The 23,184-nt window shown below is 52.2% G+C and carries 20 protein-coding genes; 10 read left to right on the top strand and 10 right to left on the bottom strand.

The genetic code is table 11. The features are described 5' to 3' along the window. Nucleotides 1-379 precede the first annotated feature (379 nt). The 5 genes from L855_RS03645 to L855_RS03625 all read right to left on the bottom strand — a co-directional run bounded on the left by L855_RS03645 (nt 380) and on the right by L855_RS03625 (nt 6,517). Complete coding sequence (locus tag L855_RS03645; protein ID WP_159784288.1) at nt 380-1,435, bottom strand: hypothetical protein; 1,056 nt, start codon at nt 1,433-1,435, stop codon at nt 380-382. Between the two features lie 315 nt (nt 1,436-1,750). Then, complete coding sequence (locus L855_RS03640; protein ID WP_219729859.1) at nt 1,751-3,301, bottom strand: TPM domain-containing protein; 1,551 nt, start codon at nt 3,299-3,301, stop codon at nt 1,751-1,753. A gap of 282 nt (nt 3,302-3,583) precedes the next feature. Next, nucleotides 3,584-4,570, bottom strand: a complete 987-nt coding sequence (locus L855_RS03635) for a hypothetical protein (RefSeq protein ID WP_159784285.1) — start codon at nt 4,568-4,570, stop codon at nt 3,584-3,586. Between the two features lie 113 nt (nt 4,571-4,683). Further along, the gene (locus tag L855_RS03630; protein WP_246198712.1) at nt 4,684-5,508 is read right to left on the bottom strand and encodes a TPM domain-containing protein; all 825 of its coding nucleotides are present in this window, start codon (nt 5,506-5,508) and stop codon (nt 4,684-4,686) included. Then, nucleotides 5,432-6,517, bottom strand: a complete 1,086-nt coding sequence (locus tag L855_RS03625; protein ID WP_219729858.1) for a hypothetical protein — start codon at nt 6,515-6,517, stop codon at nt 5,432-5,434. Before L855_RS03625 ends, L855_RS03630 begins: the two co-directional genes overlap by 77 nt. Nucleotides 6,518-6,768: 251 nt before the next feature. Between L855_RS03625 and L855_RS21635 the strand changes: the two genes are divergently transcribed. Beyond that, nucleotides 6,769-7,131 carry a hypothetical protein gene (locus L855_RS21635; RefSeq protein WP_246198711.1) on the top strand — a complete coding sequence of 121 codons (363 nt, stop codon included), beginning with the start codon at nt 6,769-6,771 and terminating at the stop codon, nt 7,129-7,131. 14 nt (nt 7,132-7,145) lie between these two features. After that, nucleotides 7,146-7,685, top strand: coding sequence for a LemA family protein (locus L855_RS21630; protein WP_246198710.1), 540 nt, complete (start codon nt 7,146-7,148; stop codon nt 7,683-7,685). 30 nt (nt 7,686-7,715) lie between these two features. Here the strand turns inward: L855_RS21630 and L855_RS03615 are convergent, their stop codons facing one another. Then, nucleotides 7,716-8,108 (bottom strand): YggT family protein, encoded by a 393-nt coding sequence (locus L855_RS03615; protein WP_159784279.1) that lies wholly within the window; start codon nt 8,106-8,108, stop codon nt 7,716-7,718. 164 nt (nt 8,109-8,272) lie between these two features. Between L855_RS03615 and thrS the strand changes: the two genes are divergently transcribed. From thrS to L855_RS03585, 6 genes are all read left to right on the top strand, one after another. Next, complete coding sequence (gene thrS, locus L855_RS03610) at nt 8,273-10,102, top strand: threonine--tRNA ligase (protein ID WP_159784276.1); 1,830 nt, start codon at nt 8,273-8,275, stop codon at nt 10,100-10,102. Nucleotides 10,103-10,335: 233 nt separating this feature from the next. Then, a complete protein-coding gene (locus tag L855_RS03605; protein WP_159784273.1) occupies nt 10,336-11,457 on the top strand; it encodes a peptidylprolyl isomerase in 1,122 nt (373 codons plus the stop codon). A 110-nt stretch (nt 11,458-11,567) separates the two neighbouring features. Further along, the gene (locus L855_RS03600) at nt 11,568-13,592 is read left to right on the top strand and encodes an ABC transporter ATP-binding protein (protein WP_159784270.1); all 2,025 of its coding nucleotides are present in this window, start codon (nt 11,568-11,570) and stop codon (nt 13,590-13,592) included. 151 nt (nt 13,593-13,743) lie between these two features. After that, nucleotides 13,744-15,132: a BamA/TamA family outer membrane protein gene (locus L855_RS03595; protein ID WP_159784267.1), complete on the top strand. Its 1,389-nt coding sequence runs from the start codon at nt 13,744-13,746 to the stop codon at nt 15,130-15,132. A gap of 77 nt (nt 15,133-15,209) precedes the next feature. Next, nucleotides 15,210-15,626, top strand: a complete 417-nt coding sequence (locus L855_RS03590) for a RusA family crossover junction endodeoxyribonuclease (protein WP_159784264.1) — start codon at nt 15,210-15,212, stop codon at nt 15,624-15,626. Continuing rightward, nucleotides 15,614-16,345 (top strand): hypothetical protein, encoded by a 732-nt coding sequence (locus tag L855_RS03585; RefSeq protein ID WP_159784261.1) that lies wholly within the window; start codon nt 15,614-15,616, stop codon nt 16,343-16,345. The genes L855_RS03590 and L855_RS03585 overlap by 13 nt, the downstream gene beginning before the upstream one ends. Nucleotides 16,346-16,361: 16 nt before the next feature. Here the strand turns inward: L855_RS03585 and L855_RS03580 are convergent, their stop codons facing one another. The 3 genes from L855_RS03580 to L855_RS03570 all read right to left on the bottom strand — a co-directional run bounded on the left by L855_RS03580 (nt 16,362) and on the right by L855_RS03570 (nt 21,363). After that, the gene (locus L855_RS03580) at nt 16,362-18,800 is read right to left on the bottom strand and encodes an ATP-dependent Clp protease ATP-binding subunit (protein WP_159784258.1); all 2,439 of its coding nucleotides are present in this window, start codon (nt 18,798-18,800) and stop codon (nt 16,362-16,364) included. 192 nt (nt 18,801-18,992) lie between these two features. Further along, nucleotides 18,993-19,943: a LysM peptidoglycan-binding domain-containing M23 family metallopeptidase gene (locus L855_RS03575; protein WP_246198709.1), complete on the bottom strand. Its 951-nt coding sequence runs from the start codon at nt 19,941-19,943 to the stop codon at nt 18,993-18,995. Nucleotides 19,944-20,058: 115 nt separating this feature from the next. Next, the gene (locus tag L855_RS03570; protein ID WP_159784255.1) at nt 20,059-21,363 is read right to left on the bottom strand and encodes a glutamate-5-semialdehyde dehydrogenase; all 1,305 of its coding nucleotides are present in this window, start codon (nt 21,361-21,363) and stop codon (nt 20,059-20,061) included. A 213-nt stretch (nt 21,364-21,576) separates the two neighbouring features. On the opposite strand from L855_RS03570, the gene L855_RS03565 reads away from it, so the two are divergent. Beyond that, entirely contained in the window at nt 21,577-22,440 is an 864-nt protein-coding gene (locus L855_RS03565) for a 6-pyruvoyl trahydropterin synthase family protein (RefSeq protein WP_159784252.1), read from the top strand. Nucleotides 22,441-22,546: 106 nt separating this feature from the next. After that, a complete protein-coding gene (locus tag L855_RS21370; protein ID WP_219729857.1) occupies nt 22,547-22,699 on the top strand; it encodes a hypothetical protein in 153 nt (50 codons plus the stop codon). A 220-nt stretch (nt 22,700-22,919) separates the two neighbouring features. Here L855_RS21370 and L855_RS03560 read toward each other — a convergent pair whose 3' ends face one another. Continuing rightward, a complete protein-coding gene (locus tag L855_RS03560; RefSeq protein ID WP_159784249.1) occupies nt 22,920-23,153 on the bottom strand; it encodes a DUF2281 domain-containing protein in 234 nt (77 codons plus the stop codon). Nucleotides 23,154-23,184 lie beyond the last annotated feature (31 nt).

Raw genomic sequence — 23,184 nt, 5'->3', positions numbered from 1 at the left:
CTGAGAAACCACATCTGGCGTCGTCCATCCATAACTTAGCTGAGGGAAGAGAACTAGGCTTAAACCCAGCACAACACCGCAAATCACCATCCAGGGTTGATGATTTCTCCCGAACCCTTGCCACGACACGCGACGGTGGCGGTTCAGTCTAAGCCTTATGAATTGGCGGTCATTTCCATAAACCCCATCAATCCAACCCAAGAAATTCGGCATTTAAACATAACTCCTAATCCTAAACGGTTGGGATATCCACTGAGGTTACTGGTACACCGCCTCTCAAGTCCTAACCGATGAATCAGCAACTGTCAAACACCCTTAAAGACCAATTCGCCATCTCACCGCTTCTCATCTCTCCCCTCATCGCTGTCATCCAACTCAATTAACCGTCTCTCGTTTCACTGGTGATACTATGTTCCTCTTTGGAATAACCACAGACTTGACAGTTATAGGTCGTCTGCTGAATCTTCCTATTGTAACTAAGAGATGGTCCCAATGTCGATAATGTCTTAGTTACGGTAAATTCTTGGCAATTTGGACAGCAGTCAAACATCCAGGGATTGATAACACAGCTTTGCACATGAAATTCAGACGAATGACGGGTACAATTTGGACAGTTCCAGCCTTTAAATTGGGTACTCGATAAGTCTTTGGCGACCCTTTGAGCTTTGTTTAAACGGTCGTGAAGACGAGGTCCTTCAACGGATACCAATTCAGTTCCACACATGTTACAAATAAATCTCCGATTCTTGTCTATCCAGCTTTCAGCCAGAACCGCTGTCCACCAACCGTTGACAGAGGATGCAACGAAACTAAAAAATAAGACGAGGTTGATTTGATTTGCCCAAATTCTAGTTAGGATTAAGGATTGAAATGAGACGATCCAGATAAATATAAATGGAATAATACTATAGACAACTAATGTAAAGATGCCGTTTAGGAGTGCCTGAGATGGGCTGGCTCCCTGTTGCTCAATACTTTTTTCTTTGGCGCTAATGACAACTTTAATACTGGTACGAATTGCCTGAATCACACCGAGTCCTAAGCTGACAGCGATCGCAACGACTGCTATATTTAAATTAAGGAGAGCCAGAGGCAAAAATATTCCCAAAGACAGAAGAAATCCCGCAATTCCAGCTTTTCCAAAGACCTCAAAATAACGCCCATAATTACCCGAAGCCTGAATACGAGATTCCCCCCGAGGAGCGATTTGAGTGGGTTGCTTTAATTTGTCCTGGGTATTCCAATAAACTAACAGAGAAATAAGCCAACAAACGGCGGCGGTACTCCCTAAAATCCAACCAGCATCAAAGTCAAAAAAACGAAACCGGTTAATCTCTGTTTCATGATCGATAAAATCGATCCATCCAAATGTTCCTAAACCAGATCCCCTGGCTAATCCCAAATGACTCGCCGCACTCAGTTGAGGAACCAGCACAAGGCTGAATCCCAAAAGAATCGCGGCTATCGCCTTCCATCGTTTATCATGTCTCCTGAACATTCGACGACATAACACTCGACAGGTCATGCTTGAGTTTAGGCTTAATACAAGCCTCATGAATCGGCGATCGCCACAGGTCAAAACCCAGTTAATCCAGCCTAGAATAGTTAACATTAAGAGCAGTCGCCAGATTATATAGGACAAATGTAACGAAGGATGTTTAAGCCACAATGAGGGCTGGCCTATTCTTGACGATAAATCCTCAATTGTCAATTAGCAATTATCAACCGTTCATCATCCTAGTTCATACCTCTAATAGCTACCACCACCGCCACCACCACCGCTACTTCCACCGCCAAAACTGCCACCACCACCGCCACCACTACTTCCACCGGAAACACCGGCCGATGTTGAACGAGTGCGTCGGGGAATAATCGTTTGTTTTTGTTTAGAATAATCGCAGGCCTGACATTGATACGTCGTTTCACGTAGCCCCGTGGACCGATAAGTGGGTTGAACGACAGTTTTTGTCTGATGAGTAACCGTAAACTCTTCACAATTTGGACATTCAGTGAATTCCCCCCGCTTGAGAATATAGCTGCGTAGATGAAATTCGGACTTTTCTGGGCAACAGTTAGGACAACGTAAGCCAGTAAATTTAGTACTCCCAAGGTCTTGCGCGACGTTCTGGTGATGATTGAGTTGTGCCGTCACCTTCGACTCGGAAACGGGAACTAACTGCGTTTGACAGGTTTGACAAACCCGTTTTAGTTTTGCTTGAACCCAAGGTCGAGTCAAAGTATAAGTGACCCAACCCATCCCCAAGGCCGCGACGAGGGAACCCAGTAAAACCAGTCCGAGGTCATCTCCCCAAAACTCCACCAACAAGATTCCAGCGATGACCATAAAGATGGTGCTGCCTATCAAGAAAACAAATCCACCAAACAACAGCTTGAGAGGGATCGCAAGCAATCCCATATAGCGATCGCTCCCCTCTTCCTCAAAACTCGCCCCCCAAGAACGAATGATAAATTGCCCAATTTTGACAATGGCTGTCACCCCAGTCACCACCAATAAGAGGGCGATCGCAATGAAAGCCAAGGTCCGGGAAGAATCTAAAATCAGCAGGGGAATTAACACCCCCAAAGAGAGCATAAAGCCACAGAGGGTTGCCCCAAACAAGACTCCTCCATAAAGGCTTGCATCGCTTTTCCCCATCACCCGCGATCGCCCCTTGGGGTCGAGTTCAATGGGTTGCTTCAACCGCTGACGAATACTCCCATAGCCTAACGCCGAGGCTCCCCAAAAGACGACAGTCGCGATACCAAAGCCAAACCCATCTATATCCAAAAAACCATCAGAGACAGAATTAGACGTATCTCCAGGAAATTGGAACTCCTCCTCAGACAGTATTGTTACTAACGCCTCAACTCCCGCTAGGGTTCCTGCATCAAACTCCTCGTCTCTAAACTTAGGGATGATCACCTCATCGATAATCCGGCCCACCCGAGCATCCGGCAAGGCTCCTTCAACCCCATAGCCGGTTTCAATTTCGACACGGCGATCGTCCACGGAATGCAGCCATAGCACCCCATTATCTGCCTCAGCTTTGCCAATCCCCCAATGGTTAAATAAGGCAGTGGCAAAGTCTTTGGGAGTGGCCTCAGATGACGTATTGCGAACCGTCACCACCGCGATTTCGGTTCCGTTTTGGGCTTCTAACCCCGCAATCATCTGATTAAGCCTCTGTTCCGTCTCCTCACTGAGAACACCTGCCCCATCCATCACCCAACCGCCATACTGTTCTCGGGGATTGGGAACCTCCTGCACCGTTAAGCCTTGACTCGCCGTGGGCCACAGCACCAACGACAGCCCTAAGATAAGGCCACAAAAGACAATTAGGAATTTTGGGGTCTTTCTCCGTGGCAACCTAACTCCCTTTTTTACTTGTTGTTTGAATTGAAAAAGTCGGTTGATAATACCATTTCTAAAAAACCGTGCCACAGATATTGGTATAACTCGCCTGAACAATTGGCTAAAAAATTGTCCATCGCCCCCCACATTTGTTTTTCCAGTAACCTTGATAAAACCAAACATAATCCCCTCCTTTTTAATTCCAGACAGCACGATAAATTGTTGACGACTCTAATAACTTCTGCCACTCCCACCGCCGCCGCTACTTCCGCCGCCAAAACTCCCACCACCACCGCCACTTCCACCGCCACTCGACGTGGAACGAGTTAGTCGGGGAATAACGCTTTCTTCTTGTTTAGAATAATCGCAAGCTTGACAGTCATAGGTCGTTTCACTCAGTCCCGTGGCCTCATAAGTGGGTTCAACCAGTGTTTTTATTTGATGAGTGACCGTAAACTCCTGGCAATTTGGACATTCAGTGAAGTTCCTCCAGGTAAAAACATGGCTGCGTAGATGAAACGGGTGACCTTCAGGGTAGCAGTTAATACAGCATAAGCCAGTAAATGTGGTACTTCCGATGTCTTTAGCGACTTTCTGGGAATGATTGAGTTCTTCAGTCACCTGGGACTCATCCACAATCAAGAGATCCTCCCCACAAGTTTTACAAATCGGTTTGAGTTTACGCTTGATCCAAGATCGGCTGATCGTATAAACGACCCAACCCATCCCCAGAGCGGCGACTAAGAACCATAGTAAAATCCATCCGAGGTCATGTCCCCACCGCTCGAAGAACAAGAATGCGGGGATGACGAGCAAGATAGTGCTGCCAACCAACAAGAGCAATCCCTTCTGAAACAGCTTGACAGGGATATCCAGCAGTCCCATGTAGCGATCGCGTCCCGTTTTCTGAAAACTCGCTTTCCAGGAACGAGCGACAAATTGCCCAATTCGGAAAATTGCTGTCACCCCAATTACCCCAAACAATGACAGAATCACGATTTTGGCGAAAACATTAGAGGAATTTAAAATCAGTAGGGGAATTAATACCCCCAGACAGATGCTAAAGCCGCAGAAGCCTACCCCCAACGCGGCCCAGTCCGCCGCGCTCATTCCAAGAACCTGCGATCGCCCCTGGGGGTCGAGTTCACGCGGTTGCTGCAACCGCCAGCGAGTTGAGCTATATCCCAGCAGATGATCGCCCCTGGGGGTCGAGTTCACGCGGTTGCTGCAACCGCCAGCGAGTTGAGCTATATCCCAGCAGACAAGCAGTCCAACAGATGAGTGTCCCTAGACCAAAATCAAACAACATCCAGCCATCTATCTGTAGCGAATTAAGCAGTCCAACAGATGAGTGTCCCTAGACCAAAATCAAACAACATCCAGCCATCTATCTGTAGCGAATCACCGGGTAAAGAGAACTCCTCCCTCGACAACACCATCACCAACGCCTCAACTCCTGCCAGCGTTCCCGCATCAAAATCATCTTCTTTAAACCGGGGAATTATCACCTCATCAATAATTCGTCCCACCTGAGCATCTGGGAGTACCCCCTCTACCCCATAACCGGTTTCAATTTCAATGCGGCGATCGCCCACGGAATGCAGCCATAGCACCCCATTATCCACATCCGCCTTTCCCACTCCCCAATGATTAAACAGTCGCGTCGCAAAATTTTTGGGAGTTGCCTCAGATGACGTATTTGGAACTGTCACCACCGCGATTTCGGTTCCATTCTGGGCTTCTAATCCCGTAATCATCTGATTGAGTCTCTGTTCCGTCTCCTCACTGAGAACCCCTGCCCTATCAGTCACCCAACCGCCATACTCCTGTCGAGGATGAGGAACCTCTTGCACTGTTAGGGCCTGACTCACTAAAGGAAAGCCGATCATCGCCACCGAGAGAAGTAGGCCCCAGATTAGCCTCCTCACCCGTTGCCGAGAGTGACCTCGCCGCTGTCGCTTAATCCCTTGCCAGACACCTTGTACTGCTTCTAGAGCAAATCTTCCTAAAGTCAACCTTGGAGCAACCATCAATAATGTCCACATGGCCTTCACCTCAAACTGGTTTATCTTCTCAGGGCTAAGAATTGCCGCCAGCACCTCCTCCGCCACTGGCTCCTCCGCCAAAGCTACCGCCGCCACTACCGAAGCCGCCACCGGCCCAGCCATCAACCCCAGTATGACGATCTAAATCGGCAGCCGGACGATGAGAGGAATCAATACGGTCATAGCTCAGTTTTCCCTTAGCTGTCATCAGTTCTTCTCGCTCCTCCTGATAACCGCAGGTTTGACAGATATAGCCCACATGACGCATCCCCGGGGCTGATTCGGTCGCCTCGTCTTCCACCGTCTGGCTGCGAGTCATGGTTAATTCATGACAATGGGGACATTCCTGATAATCGATGGCATCCAAAATGTAGTCCCGGCGGTGAACCCGCGAGGAGTCCTGGGGGAAACAGTGGGAACAATGCCACAGTTCAATGCGGGTACTCCCTAAGTCTTGGGCCACCCGCTGGGCCCGCCCGAGGCGATCGCCCCCCTCATGGCAACTGACAGACTCTAAGGGAGAATCACAACGTCGACAGCGCCAGGTTGCTCGCTTGATGAAGGCTTGTAATCCTTGTTCAGGAATCCGATAGGCAAAAAAGGCGATCGCGATCGACAACAGGACTATTAACCCCAAAGCGGTGATGAGTCCCAGATCTAGAACCTCCCTGAGCCAGGGTTGCCACAGCGCATACAGCGCCAGCAACAGCCCCAAGGTTGCCCCAACGCTGATTCCATAACTCCAGCCAAACAGCCCCGCATCATCTCGGTGATCATAGTAGCCTTGAACCTGCGATCGCCCCTCCGGGTTGAGCTTAAACTGCTCCCCATAGCGTCTCCTGGAGCGATAATAGCCATAGCCTGCCCCCAACCACACCAGCAGGGCGATCGCCCCCAATAGCCATCTCGCTTCCCCAGTATCTGTTTGGGCCATGGCCGGGCTGGCTCCTCCCTGACTCAATCCCCGACTGGCTAGGGGAAATCCTAGCAAAGACAGCGTAAACGCGATCGCCCATCCCCATTGCGATCGCCGCAGCCACCTGTTCCAGCAACGCCAATCTAAGGGATTAAAGGTCAAACGAAGCCTCCTTAGTTCACCCATCGAGATTGAGATCCACATAGTTGCGTAATCTCCCATCGCTATCAACACAGACCAACTCCCAGAGCCATGAACCTTTTGGCAAGCCCTAAGAACATTGGTTAAACTGAAAGAAGCCCTAAACAAACTCCTGTCTCGATCTTGACACCCTTGGGAAAACCTTGCCAGCAACTTAACATTTCGCAAGCTAAGATTCAGGAATTATTCAGACCTTAACAAAGACTAAAAACAATTAAATCAATCCCTGACCTAGAGCCAACCAATTGAGAAAAATGAGCAAAAATCAGCCTGACATTCCAGATGAACTCGCACCCGAAATCTTAGAAATTGCCTCCCGTTACTATAGCGAGTCTCAGAATAGTTACTCCTTAGCGGAACTACAAGATGCGGGAGCCGAAGTTCAGATTCCACCGGAATTTATTGAAAAGGCCCTTCGAGATGTTCAGGTCAAAAAACAGCAAGAACGCCAACAACAGCAACAGGCCCAAGAGCGGCGCAAAACCGTGCAATGGATTGCCACTGGCGTTGCCGTTATCCTCGCTACAGCAACAGGCCCAAGAGCGGCGCAAAACCGTGCAATGGATTGCCACTGGCGTTGCCGTTATCCTCGCTATCTGGGGCATTGGTGCCTATAACGGACTCGCCAGTCGTGCCCAAGAAGTCGAGGGCCGCTGGGCCCAATATCTGGGGCATTGGTGCCTATAACGGACTCGCCAGTCGTGCCCAAGAAGTCGAGGGCCGCTGGGCCCAAGTCGAAAACCAACTGCAACGGCGAGCGGATCTCATCCCTAACCTCGTCACAGTTGCGCGAAGCCAAGCCGCCGCCGAACAGGACTTAATCGAGCGATTAGAGCGATCGCGCCAAGCCTATCTCCAAGCCGGAGGAATTGGCGAAAAACAGGCGGCGATCGCCGAAGTCGAAGCCGCCATTGGCCAGTTCCAGGACTACGTTGCTAGCAATCCCGAATTGCAAACCTCCCAAGCCTTCCAAAACCTCAGTTACGAAATTGCCGGAACTGAAAACCGCATTGCTGTCGAGCGAATGCGCTACAACGACGCGGTACAAACCTACAATCGCAGCTTAAATCAGTTTCCCCAATCCCTGATTGCCACACTCAGTGGTTTTGACGACAAACCCTATTTTCAGGCACAAACCCATGAGGTTCCCCAAATCGAACCCCTAAATTAATCAAGGCATGAGTCAAAATATGAACCAGGCTTACTGAGGACTAAAAAACGAGTAAACCAACCGAATAGCGAGCCAACCTAACAGAGCATAGGCTCCCATCGCCACCAACACATTCACATCAAACACGTTTGCTCCCGCCAAATCGTCGGGATTCATGAATAAATTATCAAAGGGTGCAAAAAAGGGTTCAGACAGATTATAAACAAAATTAGCAAACATATTCTCTGGATTTGCACCACTGAGTCGGAGAAAGAATCGCAGCAATAACAATACTAGTAAAGCACTGACTAAATAAGAAATAATGCGGATAATCCGAGAGGAAATCAAATAACGCTCAGCAACTTCAGCTCGTTCTCCCTCCGTATGTAGGCGATCGCGCTCCTGCGGTGAAAGATTGCTGTTCGGATCAGGCTTAGGATTCATAACATTGCACTCCAGATAGACTCTACCTCCAAATCATAGCGATTTTCCTAGCCATCCCTCCAACCCATCTCAGCCTCCCTGTCCAGCTCAGCCAAACCCAGCACTAGCTCGGGTCAGATTTGCGTTAGGATCGAAGAGTTCTTTAGCCGTACTCAAACTCGTCCATGGTCGTTTCCCAGTCTCCTGTCAGCGAACACGCCGAACAGCCGATTCGCCTTCCTCGTACCAGCGAGTCGGACTCCATCAAACGGATTCGCCACACGGCCTCCCATGTTATGGCGATGGCCGTACAGCGCCTGTTCCCCGGAACCCAAGTGACGATTGGCCCCTGGACTGAGTATGGCTTCTACTACGACTTCGATCGCCCCGAACCCTTCACCGAGAAAGATCTCAAAGCCATCAAAAAAGAGATGGTGAAGATTATCAAAAAGAAACTCCCCGTCACGCGGGAAGTGGTCAGCCGTGATGAAGCTCAGGCGCGGATTGAGAACATCCAGGAACCCTACAAACTCGAAATTCTCGCCGACATTAAAGAAGAACCCATCACCGTCTATCACCTAGGCGAGGAATGGTGGGATCTCTGCGCCGGCCCCCACGTCGAGACCACCGGCGACCTCCATCCCAAAGCCATCGACCTCGAAAGCATTGCGGGAGCCTACTGGCGTGGGGATGCCAACAACCCTCAACTGCAACGGATTTACGGAACCGCCTGGGAAACCCCCGAACAACTCCAAGAATACAAACGCCGCAAACAAGAAGCCCTCAAACGAGATCACCGCAAGCTGGGCAAAGAACTTGGCCTGTTCGTCCTCAACGACACCGTGGGCCCCGGCCTACCCATGTGGACTCCCAAAGGAACCATTCTCCGCTCGACTCTGCAAGACTTCCTCAAACAAGAACAACAAAAACGGGGCTATCAAGAAGTCGTCACCCCCCATATTGCCCGTGTGGACCTCTTCAAAACCTCGGGTCATTGGCAGAACTACAAAGACGATATGTTCCCCATGATGTCCGACGAGGACTCCACCCTCGACGATGAACGGGGATTTGTTCTCAAACCCATGAACTGCCCCTTCCATGTGCAACTCTACAAAAACGAGTTGCGCTCCTATCGGGATCTCCCCATCCGTTACGCCGAATTTGGCACTGTCTATCGTTATGAACAGTCTGGGGAACTCGGCGGACTAACACGAGTGCGCGGCTTTACCCAGGATGACTCTCACCTGTTCGTCACCCCCGACCAACTCGAAGCCGAATTTCTCAGCGTGGTGGACTTGATTTTAACCGTCTTCCAAAGCCTGCGGCTGACCAACTTCAAATCCCGCCTCAGTACCCGCGACGCGGACTCCGATAAATATATTGGCTCCGATGCCGCTTGGGACAAAGCCGAAAACGCCATCCGTCAAGCCATGGAATCCCGAGGAATGAGCTACTTCGAGGCTCCCGGAGAAGCGGCCTTCTATGGCCCCAAACTGGACTTTATCTTCCAAGATGCCCTGGAACGAGAATGGCAGTTGGGAACCGTGCAGGTGGACTATAACCTCCCCGAACGCTTTGAACTTGAATATGTAGCCGAGGATGGTTCCCGTCAGCGTCCTGTGATGATTCACCGCGCTCCCTTTGGCTCTCTGGAGCGTCTCATCGGGATTTTGATTGAAGAGTACGCCGGAGACTTCCCCCTCTGGTTAGCCCCCGAACAGGTGCGGCTGTTGCCCGTCAGTGAGGAGTTTTTACCCTTCGCCAAAGACGTAGAAGCGCAGATGCTGGCGGTTGGCATTCGTGCTAAAGCCGACACCAGTAATGAACGCTTGGGTAAACAAATTCGCAATGCCGAGAAGGGGAAAATTCCCGTCATGTGCATTGTCGGGGCGAAGGAACGAGAATCCAACTCTCTCAGCGTCCGCACTCGTGCGTCTGGAGAGTTGGGGGCCTTGCAAATTCCTGACGTGATTGAGAAACTTACCACCGCCTTACAAACTCGCGGCGATTTCTAGACGAACCCACCCCTTGCCCCTCCCAGGAGGGGAGAAATAACGTAGGGGCGTTCCCTTGTGGGCGCCCTCTTCAGGGGAAACCGGAACACCGCAACAGGAACTTCTATCCCGATTTTCCCCGGTTGATCCCCTGGGCTATAATGGCGTTTGGCGTTACGGCTGCCTCCTGGGGCTTGCCGAACTTCTTTTCAATCATCAATTTTCTTATAAAAGCCGTCACTTAACCCATACGTATGACTGTACTGAAACGCTGGCTGAAACTCGCACTCCTCGTCGCCCTACTGCTTCCCCTCTCCCTGGGACTCAGTGCCGCTTGGTGGGATGGCGATGATGCTGGGGGAGACCGCCAGAACTATCGCCAAAGTCGGATGCCCCAAGGGGATGCTATTACCGATCCTAAAGCCCTGCTGCAATATGCTCTCCCCATCGAGAACGACGCGGTGCGACGGGTTCAAGAGCAAATTGAGGATATTGGGCGACAGCTTCGGGCCCGTAAACGCTGGTCAGCGGTGAGCCGGGATGTGCGCGGGGCAAAGTCAACTTTGGCCTATCGCCGGGATGAAATCCTAGAGGCGGTGGTTCCTTCGCAACGAGAGGCGGGACAAGACTATCTCGATCGCGTTGATGAGCAGATTCGTGAATTAGAAGCCGTTGCCGAAGTTGAAGACCGAGAAGAGGCGTGGATTCTTCGCCGCAAGATTCTCAACACGCTTGGTGAGTTGCAATCGCTGATGGTGGGTGAGTTTCCCTTTGAGATTCCTCAAGAGTATGCTGACTTACCCCAACTCAAAGGCCGCGCCACGGTGGAAATGACCACCAGTCAAGGGGACTTAACCATGGTGGTTGATGGCTACAATGCCCCCATCACGGCCGGAAACTTCGTCGATTTGGTGCAACGGGGTTTCTATGATGGCATCGACTTTGTGCGGGCTGAAGCCAATTATGTCTTACAGGCGGGAGATCCACCGGGGCCTGAGGATGGGTTTGTGGACCCTGAGACCGGTGAGTATCGCACCATTCCCCTCGAAATTCGGGTTCGTAGCGAGAATGACCCGATTTATGGCTTTACCCTCGAAGAGATTGGCCTCTATCGGGAACAGCCGGTTCTACCCTTTTCGGCTTTTGGTACTCTGGGAATGGCCCATCGGGATCTCGATGCGAATAGTGGATCGTCTCAGTTCTTCTTCTTCCTGTTCCAACCGGAGTTAACCCCGGCGGGATTGAACTTGCTCGATGGTCGCTATGCGGCGTTTGGCTATGTGGTGGATGGCCTGGATGTTCTGGAGAAACTCGGCCGGGGCGATCGCATCGAATCGGCTCGTGTTGTCGATGGTGCCCAATACTTGAAAGGGTGAATCCTAAACAGTTTGGGGGGAAGCTGGCTGTTAAATAGGTTGGCATTGCTTGATTAAGTCATCGGCTTGGTTTCCCCCACGCCTTGACCGTTCATTATCCCGGAATCCCTATGCACGCAGATACGTCCCCGGATCAGACTCTAGACCCAACGGTTCTGGAGGTTCGCGATCTTCAGGTTCACTTCCAAACCAATGATCGCCTCATTCGTGCGGTGGATGGGGTGAGTTTTCAGGTTCCTCGCGGCCAAACCCTGGGGATTGTTGGGGAGTCGGGTTCGGGGAAGTCCGTCACCTCCTTGGCGGTGATGGGATTGGTTCCGAGTCCTCCTGGCGATGTGGCTGGGGGGGAGATTTGGTTTACTGATCCGGTGGTGGGCGATCGCGTCAATCTCTTGGAGTTACCCGAGAAACGACTACGACGCTATCGGGGAGGACGCATCGCCACCATCTTTCAGGAACCGATGACCGCCTTGAATCCGGTGTATACCATTGGTTATCAGTTGATTGAGGCGATTCGTCTCCATCGCAAAGTCTCGAAAACTGAAGCCGAACAGCAGGCGATCGCCCGACTGCAAGAGGTGAAGTTATTGCCCCCTGAGGAGCAGCTTCAGGAGGAGGCGATCGCCGCCTTGGGAGGGCCCGATGCAGCCCCCGGACGGCGACAAGTCCTAGAAGACGTCGAACGGCGTAAAGAGACCTTGCTCAACCGCTATCCCCATCAATTCTCCGGGGGACAACTGCAACGGATCACCATTGCCATGGCGATCGCCTCAGACCCCGCCCTCCTGATTGCCGACGAACCCACCACGGCCCTTGATGTCACGGTTCAGGCAACCATTCTGCAACTGTTGCGGGAGTTGCGATCGCGTCATCAGATGTCGATGATCTTCATTACCCATGACCTGGGGGTGATTGCTGAAATTGCCGATTATGTGGCGGTGATGTATCAGGGAAAAATCGTTGAGACGGGCAGCCTCATGGAGATTTTCACCCGACCTCAACATCCCTACACCCAAGGACTCCTGGCCTGTCGCCCCCAAACGGAACTACGGTTACGCTGTTTGCCCACCCTGAGCGACTTCATGAACAGCCAAGGGGAGCAGCCTAATTCATCCCACCCTGAGGATGAGTTAGGGGCTAAACCTGAAGAGGGGCAACCCCAATCTAAACCCATCGAGAGCAGTAACTCAGAGGCTCAAGAAGCTGCCGAAACAGATAATTCTGACTCAAATGACCTTGAAGAGTCTCCCCTGAGCTTATTGACCAATCCCGAAAATCGTATCTCCGACCTAGAGATGGCCCAACGCTTGGCGCATCTGCAACGGCAGCCTCCCCTCCTGCAAGTGGAGAACCTACAAGTGGGCTATCCCATCCGGGGCGGTCTCTTTGGCAAAACCCAACGCTACGCCATGGCGGTTAACGGCATCTCCTTCCATGTCTATCCCGGTGAAACCCTGGGCTTAGTGGGAGAGTCTGGCTGTGGTAAGACCACCCTAGCCCGGACCCTGCTGCGGCTCATTCAACCGACAGGGGGGCGGATGATCTTTGAAGGACAAGATATCTCAACCCTAAATGCCAAGCAACTGCAAGCTTTACGCCGTAACATCCAGGCTATTTTTCAAGATCCCTTTAGTTCCCTCAATCCTCGCATGAGCGTTGGGGCGGCGATCGCCGAACCCCTCAAAATTCATAACGTCGGCGGTGGACCCCGGCAACGACGGGAACGCTGTATTTGGCTTCTCGAACGAGTGGGACTCGGTGCCGACTGTCTCAAACGCTATCCCCACGAGTTTTCTGGCGGACAGCGGCAACGGGTTTGTATCGCCCGGGCCCTAGCCCTCAATCCCAAGTTTGTTATCTGTGACGAGTCCGTCTCCGCCCTCGATGTCTCCGTACAGGCCCAAGTCTTAAATCTCTTGCGACAACTGCAAGATGAGTTTGGCTTGACCTATATCTTCATCTCCCATGATCTGAGTGTGGTGAAGTTTATGAGCGATCGCATCATGGTCATGAACCAAGGCAAAATCGAAGAAATTGGCGCCGCTGACCGAGTCTATCGTGAGCCAGAACGGGACTATACCCGGCAACTGATTGCCTCAATTCCCAATCCGGCGGCCCTATTGCAACGTGCCTAGCCAAACGCCCCAATCATCTCAAATTGCTACAGTTTGCTCCCAGGTTCACCTAGCCATCTCCAAGAGTCGGTAGTATCTTGGGTGTAACCTGATGGTATTTCCTGGAAACGCCTCAGATAACCCATTAGAACCTGGTTAGGGGAGTGACTGTATGCCCATGCAACTTCATCCGTCGAAATCGCTCTATCCTTGGGGAATTGCCCTCGGTGCGCTTCTGTGTGGCCAACCGGCGATCGCCTCGACGGTCTCATCAGCGTCCAATCTGCCCAATACATCCTTTGAAAGCCAATCCAGCCCTGACGTTCCCCAACTGGCCCAGCGGTTGCGGATTGAATCCGATAGTCCCACGCGTTTTGTCCCCATCCTCGGGCCCATTCCTAGACAACGGCCCGAAGTCTATTCCCCAGAACTCCTCGACCGTTTAGAATCCGGCTTTTTCCTCGGGGGTGACTTTGGCATTCAGAATGCGGAGGGGATTTTTGCCGGCCTGCGTGCTGGCTATCGCGACGGCGAGGGGCGATCGATTGTCTTCACGGGCCGGGGTGGAGAATTTCTCGCCGGGGCTGATGTGACCTATACTCAAGCCGCCTTCAGTGGCGATCGCAATGGAGAGGGCCGGCGCGTTGGCTACCGCCTCTCTGCTAACTTCAACAACACTCGCGACGATGCCTTTCTCAGCGATGGTGACGATGACGATGTGCGGGAGGTATTTCTCCCTGTGGGTGACGAACAGGAACCCTGGGTGAACCGTCTTGGTTTTGAAACCCAAGTTGTCGTTCCCATCAGCAGCAACACCGTTGTTATGCCGGGACTCAGCTACGAGAAAATCCGCATCCAAAACCGAGCCTTTACCGATAACCTCTTTCCCGTAGATGAAGAAGGGAATCGCCTCTCGGCCAGCAACGATGGCAAAGATGACCTCGTACTGCTGAGTCTATTTGCCCTACAAGACAACGTTAACCGCGATGAGTATGGCTTTCCCATCTCCGGCAATGTCTTTCAATTTGGCACAGAACAATCGATTCCTATTGGAACCAGTAGCCTGGACTTTAATCGTCTGAGTGCCGGTTATGTGCAATATCTCCCCGTCAACCTGTTCGGATTTGCCGAAGGACCCCGCACCCTCGTGTTTGGACTGCAAGGAGGAACCATTCTCGGGGATGTCCCCGGCTATGAAGCCTTTAATCTCGGGGGATTCAACTCCGCCCGAGGCTATGGCCAAGGTGACGTCGGAACCGCCAGTAGCTTCATCCAAGCGCGTCTGGAATATCGCTTCCCGATTGCGGTGACACCGGGGGGCTTCTTCGAGGAAATGCGCGGCAGTTTGGGGGTGCAATATGTCACTGATTTCGACTCCGCCTCTGATGTGATTGGTCGTCCCTCGGAAGTCCGCAATGAACCGGGAGATGGGTTCGGGTTTAGTGTTGGCTTGCACTTCCTGGATTTAGATGTCCCCATCGTTGATACTCTCCGCATCACAGCGGGGGTCAACGATCGCGGTGACTTCCGGGCCTATTTTGCGATCGGTCCGGCGTTCTAGTGGGTGATTGGTTCTAGCCACCTTCCCCTCTGAGTCGCTAGACTTAGAGGGGGTCTTGATGACAGAGAGCGATTAAATTGAGAACATTCGAGTTTACAGTCGAAGGTCCCCCGGTATCTCAACAAACTCGGCGACGACAACGACTGAAAGTATGGAAACAGCAGGTTCGTCAGGCAGCTGAGATAGGGTGGTCGGACGGATCTCCTCCCTTGACGGGTCTATTGGCCCTACAAGTTATTTATTTTTATCAAAATCATGAGTTGGATATTGATAACATTGTTAAGCCGATTCAAGATGCCTTAATTGGACTAATTTATGATGATGATGTCCAAATTACGGATATTTTCATTTGTAAAAGACAACTGGATAAAACCTTTAAAATCAGAAATCCATCGTTAGTATTGGAACAAGAATTATCTAAAAATCAGGAGTTTTTATATATTTCGATTAGTCAATATCCCAAGCAAAAGGTGTTAGAACTATGGACTGTTTAAGTAACCCAGAGCGAGATAAAGAATTACTCGACTTGGAGCAAGACTATCGCCACCAAGGATATGAATCGGTTTCTGCCTCTGAACCTCTCCAAGATACCTTGGGGCTGACTCCCGAGTTCGTTACCACCTATGCTCCTGATCTCCTCCTGCGTCGAGGTGGTGAACTCATCATCGTTAAAGTGACCTCCCGCAAGGACGTTGGCTCCCCTCAACTGGCCCAACTCACCCAAGAGGTAGAACAGCATGACAACTGGAGATTGGATTTGCTTCTCCTAGCCGAGCCACCCCAGCCTCAAGAGCACGAACCCAGTTGGCCAAAGGACGAGATTTTAGCCCGACTCCAGACCTTAAAACCGTTAATTGAGCAAACCCCAGAACCCGCCTGGCTCTACAGTTGGGCCCTACTCGAAGCCACCCTCAGACTCATCGCTGAGCAAGAGGAGATTCGGCTCAAACATAGGGATTGCGCCTATCTGATTAAAGTTATGCTGTTTGAAGGGGTCTTATCTCGCCAAGACTACCAGGATTTGCACACTCTGCTTCCCCGACGCCATCAGTTCAGTCATGGCTTCAAAACCCCATCGATTGAACCAGAAGCCGTTCGTCGGATTGTGGAGGTGATTGAGAGCCTACTTGCCGAATTTATCAGGAACCCAGACGGCCGCACCGAGGTCGAGATGACCAACAGCGTCGACGAGGCTGAGCTTCCTGTCGGCTAATCCTCAAAACTTCCCTCTACTCTCCCTTCAGCGCCGTTTTAACCCGTTTCCGTCGCCGCAGGGGAATGGCCTCAAAATGCAACTGATTCTCCCGCGCATCGACACAAATCAGAGAATGGGGCGAAAACTGACCACTGAGAATGGCTCGACTCAGAGGACGCACCAGTAGCCGTTCCACCGTCCGCTCAATCTCCCGAGCGCCGAACTCAGTGTTATAGCCCTGTTCCATCAGTAACTCATAGGCGGTTTCCGTCAGCTTGAGCCGTAGATGTTGCCGTTGCAAGCGTTGGCGGACTTGCTCAATCACTTTCTCGACAATTTCTCGTAAGGTTTCCAGGGAGAGCGGATCGAAATAGACAATTTGTCCAATCCGGTTTAGGAGTTCCGGCCGCAGAGATTGCCGTAAACTCTTGAAAATGGTCTCGCGATCGCGTTGCCGATCGCCCTCTACCGAACTCCCACTCTCTACGCCAAAGCCCAGGTGTCCCTGAGAACTAACCCCAGCGCCTAGGTTGGAGGTCATGATAATAATGGTTTCCCGGAAGGACACTTGATTTCCATGACTATCTGTCAGTCGCCCTTCATCTAAAATTTGCAGGAATAAATCCAACACCTGGGGATGGGCTTTCTCAATCTCATCGAATAGCACCACACTATAGGGGTGAGTGCGAACCGCTCCCGTTAACTGGCCTTCCCCTTCATGGCCGATATATCCCGGAGGAGCGCCAATTAAACGGGAAATGGAACTCGGCTCCATATATTCGGACATATCCACCCGAATCAGTTTCAGGGGACTGTCAAAGAGAAACTCCGCCAAGGCCTGGGCTAATTGGGTTTTGCCGGTTCCCGTTGGCCCGACAAATAAAAAGGCCCCTACCGGTTTTTGCGGTGCTTTTAGGCCGGCCCGAGCCGTGCGAATGGTGTCGGCCACCGTGGCGATCGCCTCATCCTGTCCCATCACCTGTTTACGCAGGGAACTTTCGAGTCGTAATAGGCGCGATCGCTCATCTTCAGAAATCTGTTCGAGGGGTAAACGACATTGATGGGCCACCACTCGGGCAATATCACTGCGACTAATCGAACGCGGCCCCGAGAGGGGAACCCCTTTCTGAGCTAACATTCCCCCGGAGTCTAAACGGGCCTCAGCACAGGCGCGATCAATCACATCAATGGCTTTATCGGGGAAACGGGCATCACTCACATAGCGGCCCGTCAACTCCACAGCTGCGGTTAGGGCGCTATCATGAATTTTCAGATCATGGTGACGCTCAAACTGCGATCGCAACCCCTGCAAAATCGCCTGGGTCTCCTCCGCAGTGGGTTCTGACACCCACACCACCTGAAAGCGTCGTTCCAACGCCCCATCCTTCTCAATGGTCTGGCGATATTCCCGAACCGTTGTCGCGCCAATGCAGTGAATTTCTCCCCGGGCCAGGGCCGGTTTGAGGATATTCGCCGCATCACTGGCCCCAGTTCCCCCGGCCCCTAACACCGTATGGATTTCATCAATAAACACAATCGTATCCGCCGCCGCACTGGCTTCGCGAATCAGGGCCTGAATCCGCTCCTCAAACTCGCCGCGATATTTAGAACCCGCCAACAGCGACGCCATGGAGACTTCCACCACTCGTTTTTGGCGCAGGGCCTCCGGGGGCCCCGACGAACTGGCTAGCCATTGGGTTAAGCCTTCGACAATGCAGGTTTTTCCCACACCGGGATCTCCCACCAGAATCGCATTGCGTTTGCGCTTCTGCATCAAGATACTAGCCAGGGCCAGAATCTCCGTCTGTCGCCCCACCACCGGATCGAGTTGACATTTACGGGCCAACTCCGACAAATCCCGGCCAAAACAGTCCAGCAGCGGCGTGGCCGGTTTTTCCAAATCTTGATAGAGGGGATCTCCATCTAGGAGTAAATGAGGATCAGCCGGGAGCGCATCCAGGGCCCATTCTGCCCCATCCCCGAAGGGCGTATCCACCCCACAAGCACTCATTTCTGAGAGCAGGTCATCCCAGGGAGTATTACTCAGTTCACAGAGAGCTTGCAAGAGGTGATAGGGACGCACCACCGCCTCATCGAGAGATTGTAGGGCCGAGAGTTCCTCCGCCCGGACAAATACCTGGCGCGCATGGGCATCTCGGTGCATAATGCCCTGATGGACGGGTAGGGGAGTCGCCGCTGAGATTTGCGATCGCAGACGACGGCGGAAATTGCTGCGATCGAGTCCCCAAGTATCAAACCATTGTTGTAAGACTTGGATATCACTACGAAAATCTCGCTTTTGCATGGGATTGTCGCGAATCTGTCGCGGACAAAACCGTTCTAAGTCAAGATCGCAGAGTTTACAAAGTCCCAGCAAGAGATGAGCCGGGGAAATCTCGCTCGCATGACCGGATTTTGCCTCGATCGCGGCGATGTTCCAAGCGAGAACAGTGCTAGGCGCGTAAACAGCCATTCGCCAATTCCGTGAAGGTCTAAGGGGGGGGAAGGGACGGGAGCCAGACTGGGGACAAGACCACTAGACAGGTTTGCGAAACCCACCCTTCTCTACACTACATCTTGATTCGAGTCTCGGCAGCCATGATGCCAAATTCTCGGCAAAAATTACCAATGTCCTGGATTTTGCTCAGCATGAGTCCATTATCCGTTACAGGTAAGTTGCGGGGTTTTGGGCCACCCACCCCAGTTCGGAGTTATTGCGAACTTCAAAATGGAGATGGGGTTGGGGAACATCCGGCTCTCCGGTGGTTCCCACGGTTCCTACGGGTTGTCCCGCATCGACAAACTCGCCCCGTTCCACCTCCAGGGTTTGCAGATGAGCATAGCGGGTTTGACGCCCTTGGCTATGGTTGATCACCACCAAATTGCCATAGGGGTCCTGGACTCCAGCAAAGGCAACAATACCATCATCACTGACCCTGACGGGAGTACCTTCCTCGGCGGGTAAGTCCACGCCACTATGGAAAATCACTTGAGTTGAGCCGGGGGGTAAGACCCAGCCATAGCCAAGGAGGGCCTCGACTACCCTGGGGAGAGGATATTCTGGCAGAACCGCGATGCTTGGCGTTTCCCCATCCTCAGATGGGACATCAGGGGTGTCTCGGTGGGGATACCAGTTGGCTCCGGGGATAAAGGCGATATCCGTGGGCGGATTGCAGTTGTTGGCTTCAAAAAGAACATCGGCCCGCACGTTATACTCCTGGGCTAAATCCTCCCACATCTCTCCCCGACTCACATTAACTTCAATACCATCGTAGGGAGGAATCCTCAGCCGCATTCCTGGGCGAACCACACCATTGCGCACCTGGGGATTCATTCCCATCAGGGTCGTGGTAAACAGATCATACTCAGCGGCGATCGCCTCTAGGGTTTCTCCGGGGGCGACGGTATGCGATCGCAGCCGCGATAGGGCCGAGGGAGGACAAAAACTTTCCCTGGGGCGGGTGATGCGAGGAAAGCTTGGCCCCCCTGGATCTTGAGCCAACGCCGGAATCAGACTGGCACTGGCTAAAGTCAGGCTTAAGGAGAGGAGAAACCAACTGCACCAGCGCCCCCAGCCCGAACGGCTCCATTGCCATAGGTTTAACATTCGTTTCATAGGTTTAATGCCGTGCAACGGCACGCTCAATGCTCCCTTTGTATCGGAGTGTGTTTGAGGTGGGCCTCAGGACTATGCCTGTTCTCTCAGGGCCACAACGGCTCAGACTGAGCGGTTAGAGATCCCGATGGCTAAAGCTTCGGGCATCTTCCCCGCTGTAGGTGGCGGCAATATGACCATTACCCACCACCTGGTATTTATAGGTCACCAGGCCTTCTAAGCCCACTGGGCCCCGAGGGGGGAGTTGTTGGGTACTAATGCCCACTTCTGCCCCAAAGCCATAGCGGAAGCCATCGGCAAAGCGAGTCGAACAGTTATGGAAGACTCCCGCCGCATCGACTTGGGCAAAAAAGTTATCCACCGCTTGCGAGGCTTCGCTGACAATGGCATCGGTATGACGGGAGCCATAGGTGTTGATATGGGCGATCGCCGCCGCCAGTGAGTCCACCACGCGAATGGCTAGGACTAAATCGCTATATTCGGTTTGCCAGTCGTCTTCCGTTGCCGCCTCCATCTCGACAATCTCCTGGGCGATCGCATCCCCCCGCAAGCTCACCCCTTTCTCCCGCAAGGCGGCGGCCAAGGGCGGTAAAAAGGCTTTGGCAACCCCTTGATGGATTAACAGGGTTTCCACGGCGTTACAGGCGGCGGGATATTGGGTTTTAGCATCCACCACAATGGGGATAGCTTTATCGAGTACGGCACTTTGGTCGATGAAGATATGACAAATCCCATCGGCATGGCCCAATACAGGAATCCGGGTATTGTCTTGCACAAACCGGACAAAGGCGTTCGATCCCCGAGGGATAATTAAATCCACCATGGAGTCGAGTTGCAGGAGTTCCAGGATTTCTTCGCGAGTCGTCAGCAGTTGAATGGCATCGGTGGGAAGTCCCGCATAGTCTAAGCCGCGATGGATGGCGGCGACGATGGCTTGGCAGGAGTGACTGGCTTCTTTGCCCCCTTTGAAAATGACCCCATTCCCGGATTTGAGAGCCAGGCTGGCAATTTGAATCGCGGCATCGGGGCGGGCCTCAAAAATCACGCCTAAGACACCCAGGGGACAGGTAATGCGTTTGAGAACCAGCCCGTCATCGAGTTCTCGGTGGAGTTGGGCCATACCGACGGGATCCGGGAGTTTGCCCACATCCCGCACGCCGGCGATCGCCCCTTGCAGTTTACTTTCACTCAGTTTGAGGCGATCGTACAGAGGCTTTGGCAAGCCCTCTTGCTCGGCCGCCTCACAGTCCGCCGCATTGGCTTGTAAAATCTCCGTCGCCGCCAGTTCCAGGGCATCGGCCATCGCCTCGATGGCGGCATTTTTAGCATCACTGCTGAGATATCCTAACTGTTGCGCCGCCTGACGGGTTCGATGGGCGCTTTCAGCCAAGGACGAAGACGCTACAGTAGAAACAGTCATTCTGATTTTCTCCGATTGGGTCAAACGATCGCTTACGCTGCTTTCAGTGTACCGTTTGCCGGGGAACTCTCTCCCGGTGGCGATCAGCCTCCCCCGTTTTTTTTCGGTTACGACTCCAGTTTGCTTGAGATCTTCGCTACAATTGAAAACAGCTTTACAAAACTTCAAAAAAGCTCGTACTCCCACCATCACGCTTGTCACCCCCTAAGATTTATGGACTGTATCATCAATCGTCGCGCCCAATTTTCCGCCGGTCACCGCTACTGGCTCCCGGAACTGAGCGAAGCCGAGAATCGCCGCCAGTTCGGGGCTTGTGCGAATGTTCATGGCCATGGTCATAACTATGTCCTCTATGTATCTATGGCCGGAGAACTCGATGAGTATGGCATGGTGCTAAACCTCTCAAATATCAAACATGATATTAAACGGGAAGTCACCAGTCAGCTTGATTTTTCCTTTTTGAATGAAGTCTGGCCCGAATTTAAAGAAACCTTACCCACCACCGAAAATGTAGCACGGGTGATTTGGCAGCGACTGGAAAACTATCTCCCCTTGGTTAAAATTCAGCTTTCAGAACATCCTGATTTATGGGCCGATTATTTCGGCAACGGCTGGGAGGCCCATTTAACCACCTGCACTCATTTTAGCGCGGCCCATCGTCTGGCCATCCCGGATGCCAGCGACGATGAAAATGATGCGATTTATGGCAAATGTGCCTATCCCCACGGTCATGGTCACAACTACAATTTAGAGGTGACGGTGACGGGTGAGATGGATCAACGCACCGGAATGCTGGTTGATTTAGGGGCCTTAAATCAACTGATTGAGGATTTGGTCGCCGAACCCTTCGACCATACGTTTCTGAATTATGACATTCCCCATTTCGAGAAACTTGTCCCCACCACTGAGAATTTTGTCCTGCACATTCGCGATATTTTAACTCAACCGATTCGCGAGTTGGGGGCGAGTTTATATAAGGTGAAACTGATTGAAAGTCCTGGCAATTCCTGTGAAGTGTTGGGAGAAGCCGATGCGGAAACGCCCCCGTCGGAAGCGGAATTAGTGGGTGCAGTGTAAGAGCAAAGACATACGACTGCGAAGAGGGCGAACGGTCGTTCGCCCCTACTCTGCTCTCGTGTCATGGCTGAAGCCGTGACACGCTCTGGGGGAGGCTCCGCCTCCCGTGAATGCTAAGCTGAACAGCAAAAAGAAGCGGGAAGCTATGGCGAATCCCGGTACCACAAAAGGAATAAAACGTCAAGAGGCGATCGCCCTCTTGCAATCCCATCGCGCCGGAGTGAGACGGGGCTATACAGTGGAACTTCAGTCTCTTTGAGCGTTATTGGCATTTTTTAGGCCATCAACCTGCGGAAACCTGCTTGGAGGAAGTGCTGATCGCTAGTTACCAACTTCTACGAGGACAGCCTCAGTGATCCAGACTTCTGACGCAGAGCGAACAAGGGGAAAGAGTCCTTTGGCCTGCTGATGATAATCGTCGCGGGGGTTGAGCAAGGCCTGAATGAAAGCGGTATCAAGGAATAAACGATCGCGACTCATTACTCTGGCTGCTGCTTGGGAGTTCCGTAGAGATAATGATCATGCTCAGCTGACCAATCGGCTGGTGCTTCAATAGTACCCGTCAGGGAGGCTAGGACATCCCAGGCACCACCAGAGGTTTCTTCAAGGTGTTTTTGGCGTAGGGACTCAACAAACCGCAAAACTTGCTGCTGTAGATGATCGGGTAATTCGTCCATCTCTTCGAGAACTTTAGCCGTAATCGAGTTACTCATGATCTCACCAATCTAGGGTTGAGTGATAACA

The organism is Sodalinema gerasimenkoae IPPAS B-353 (assembly GCF_009846485.1).
Classification (GTDB): domain Bacteria; phylum Cyanobacteriota; class Cyanobacteriia; order Cyanobacteriales; family Geitlerinemataceae; genus Sodalinema; species Sodalinema gerasimenkoae.
This window is presented reverse-complemented; position numbering and strand designations above follow the sequence as displayed.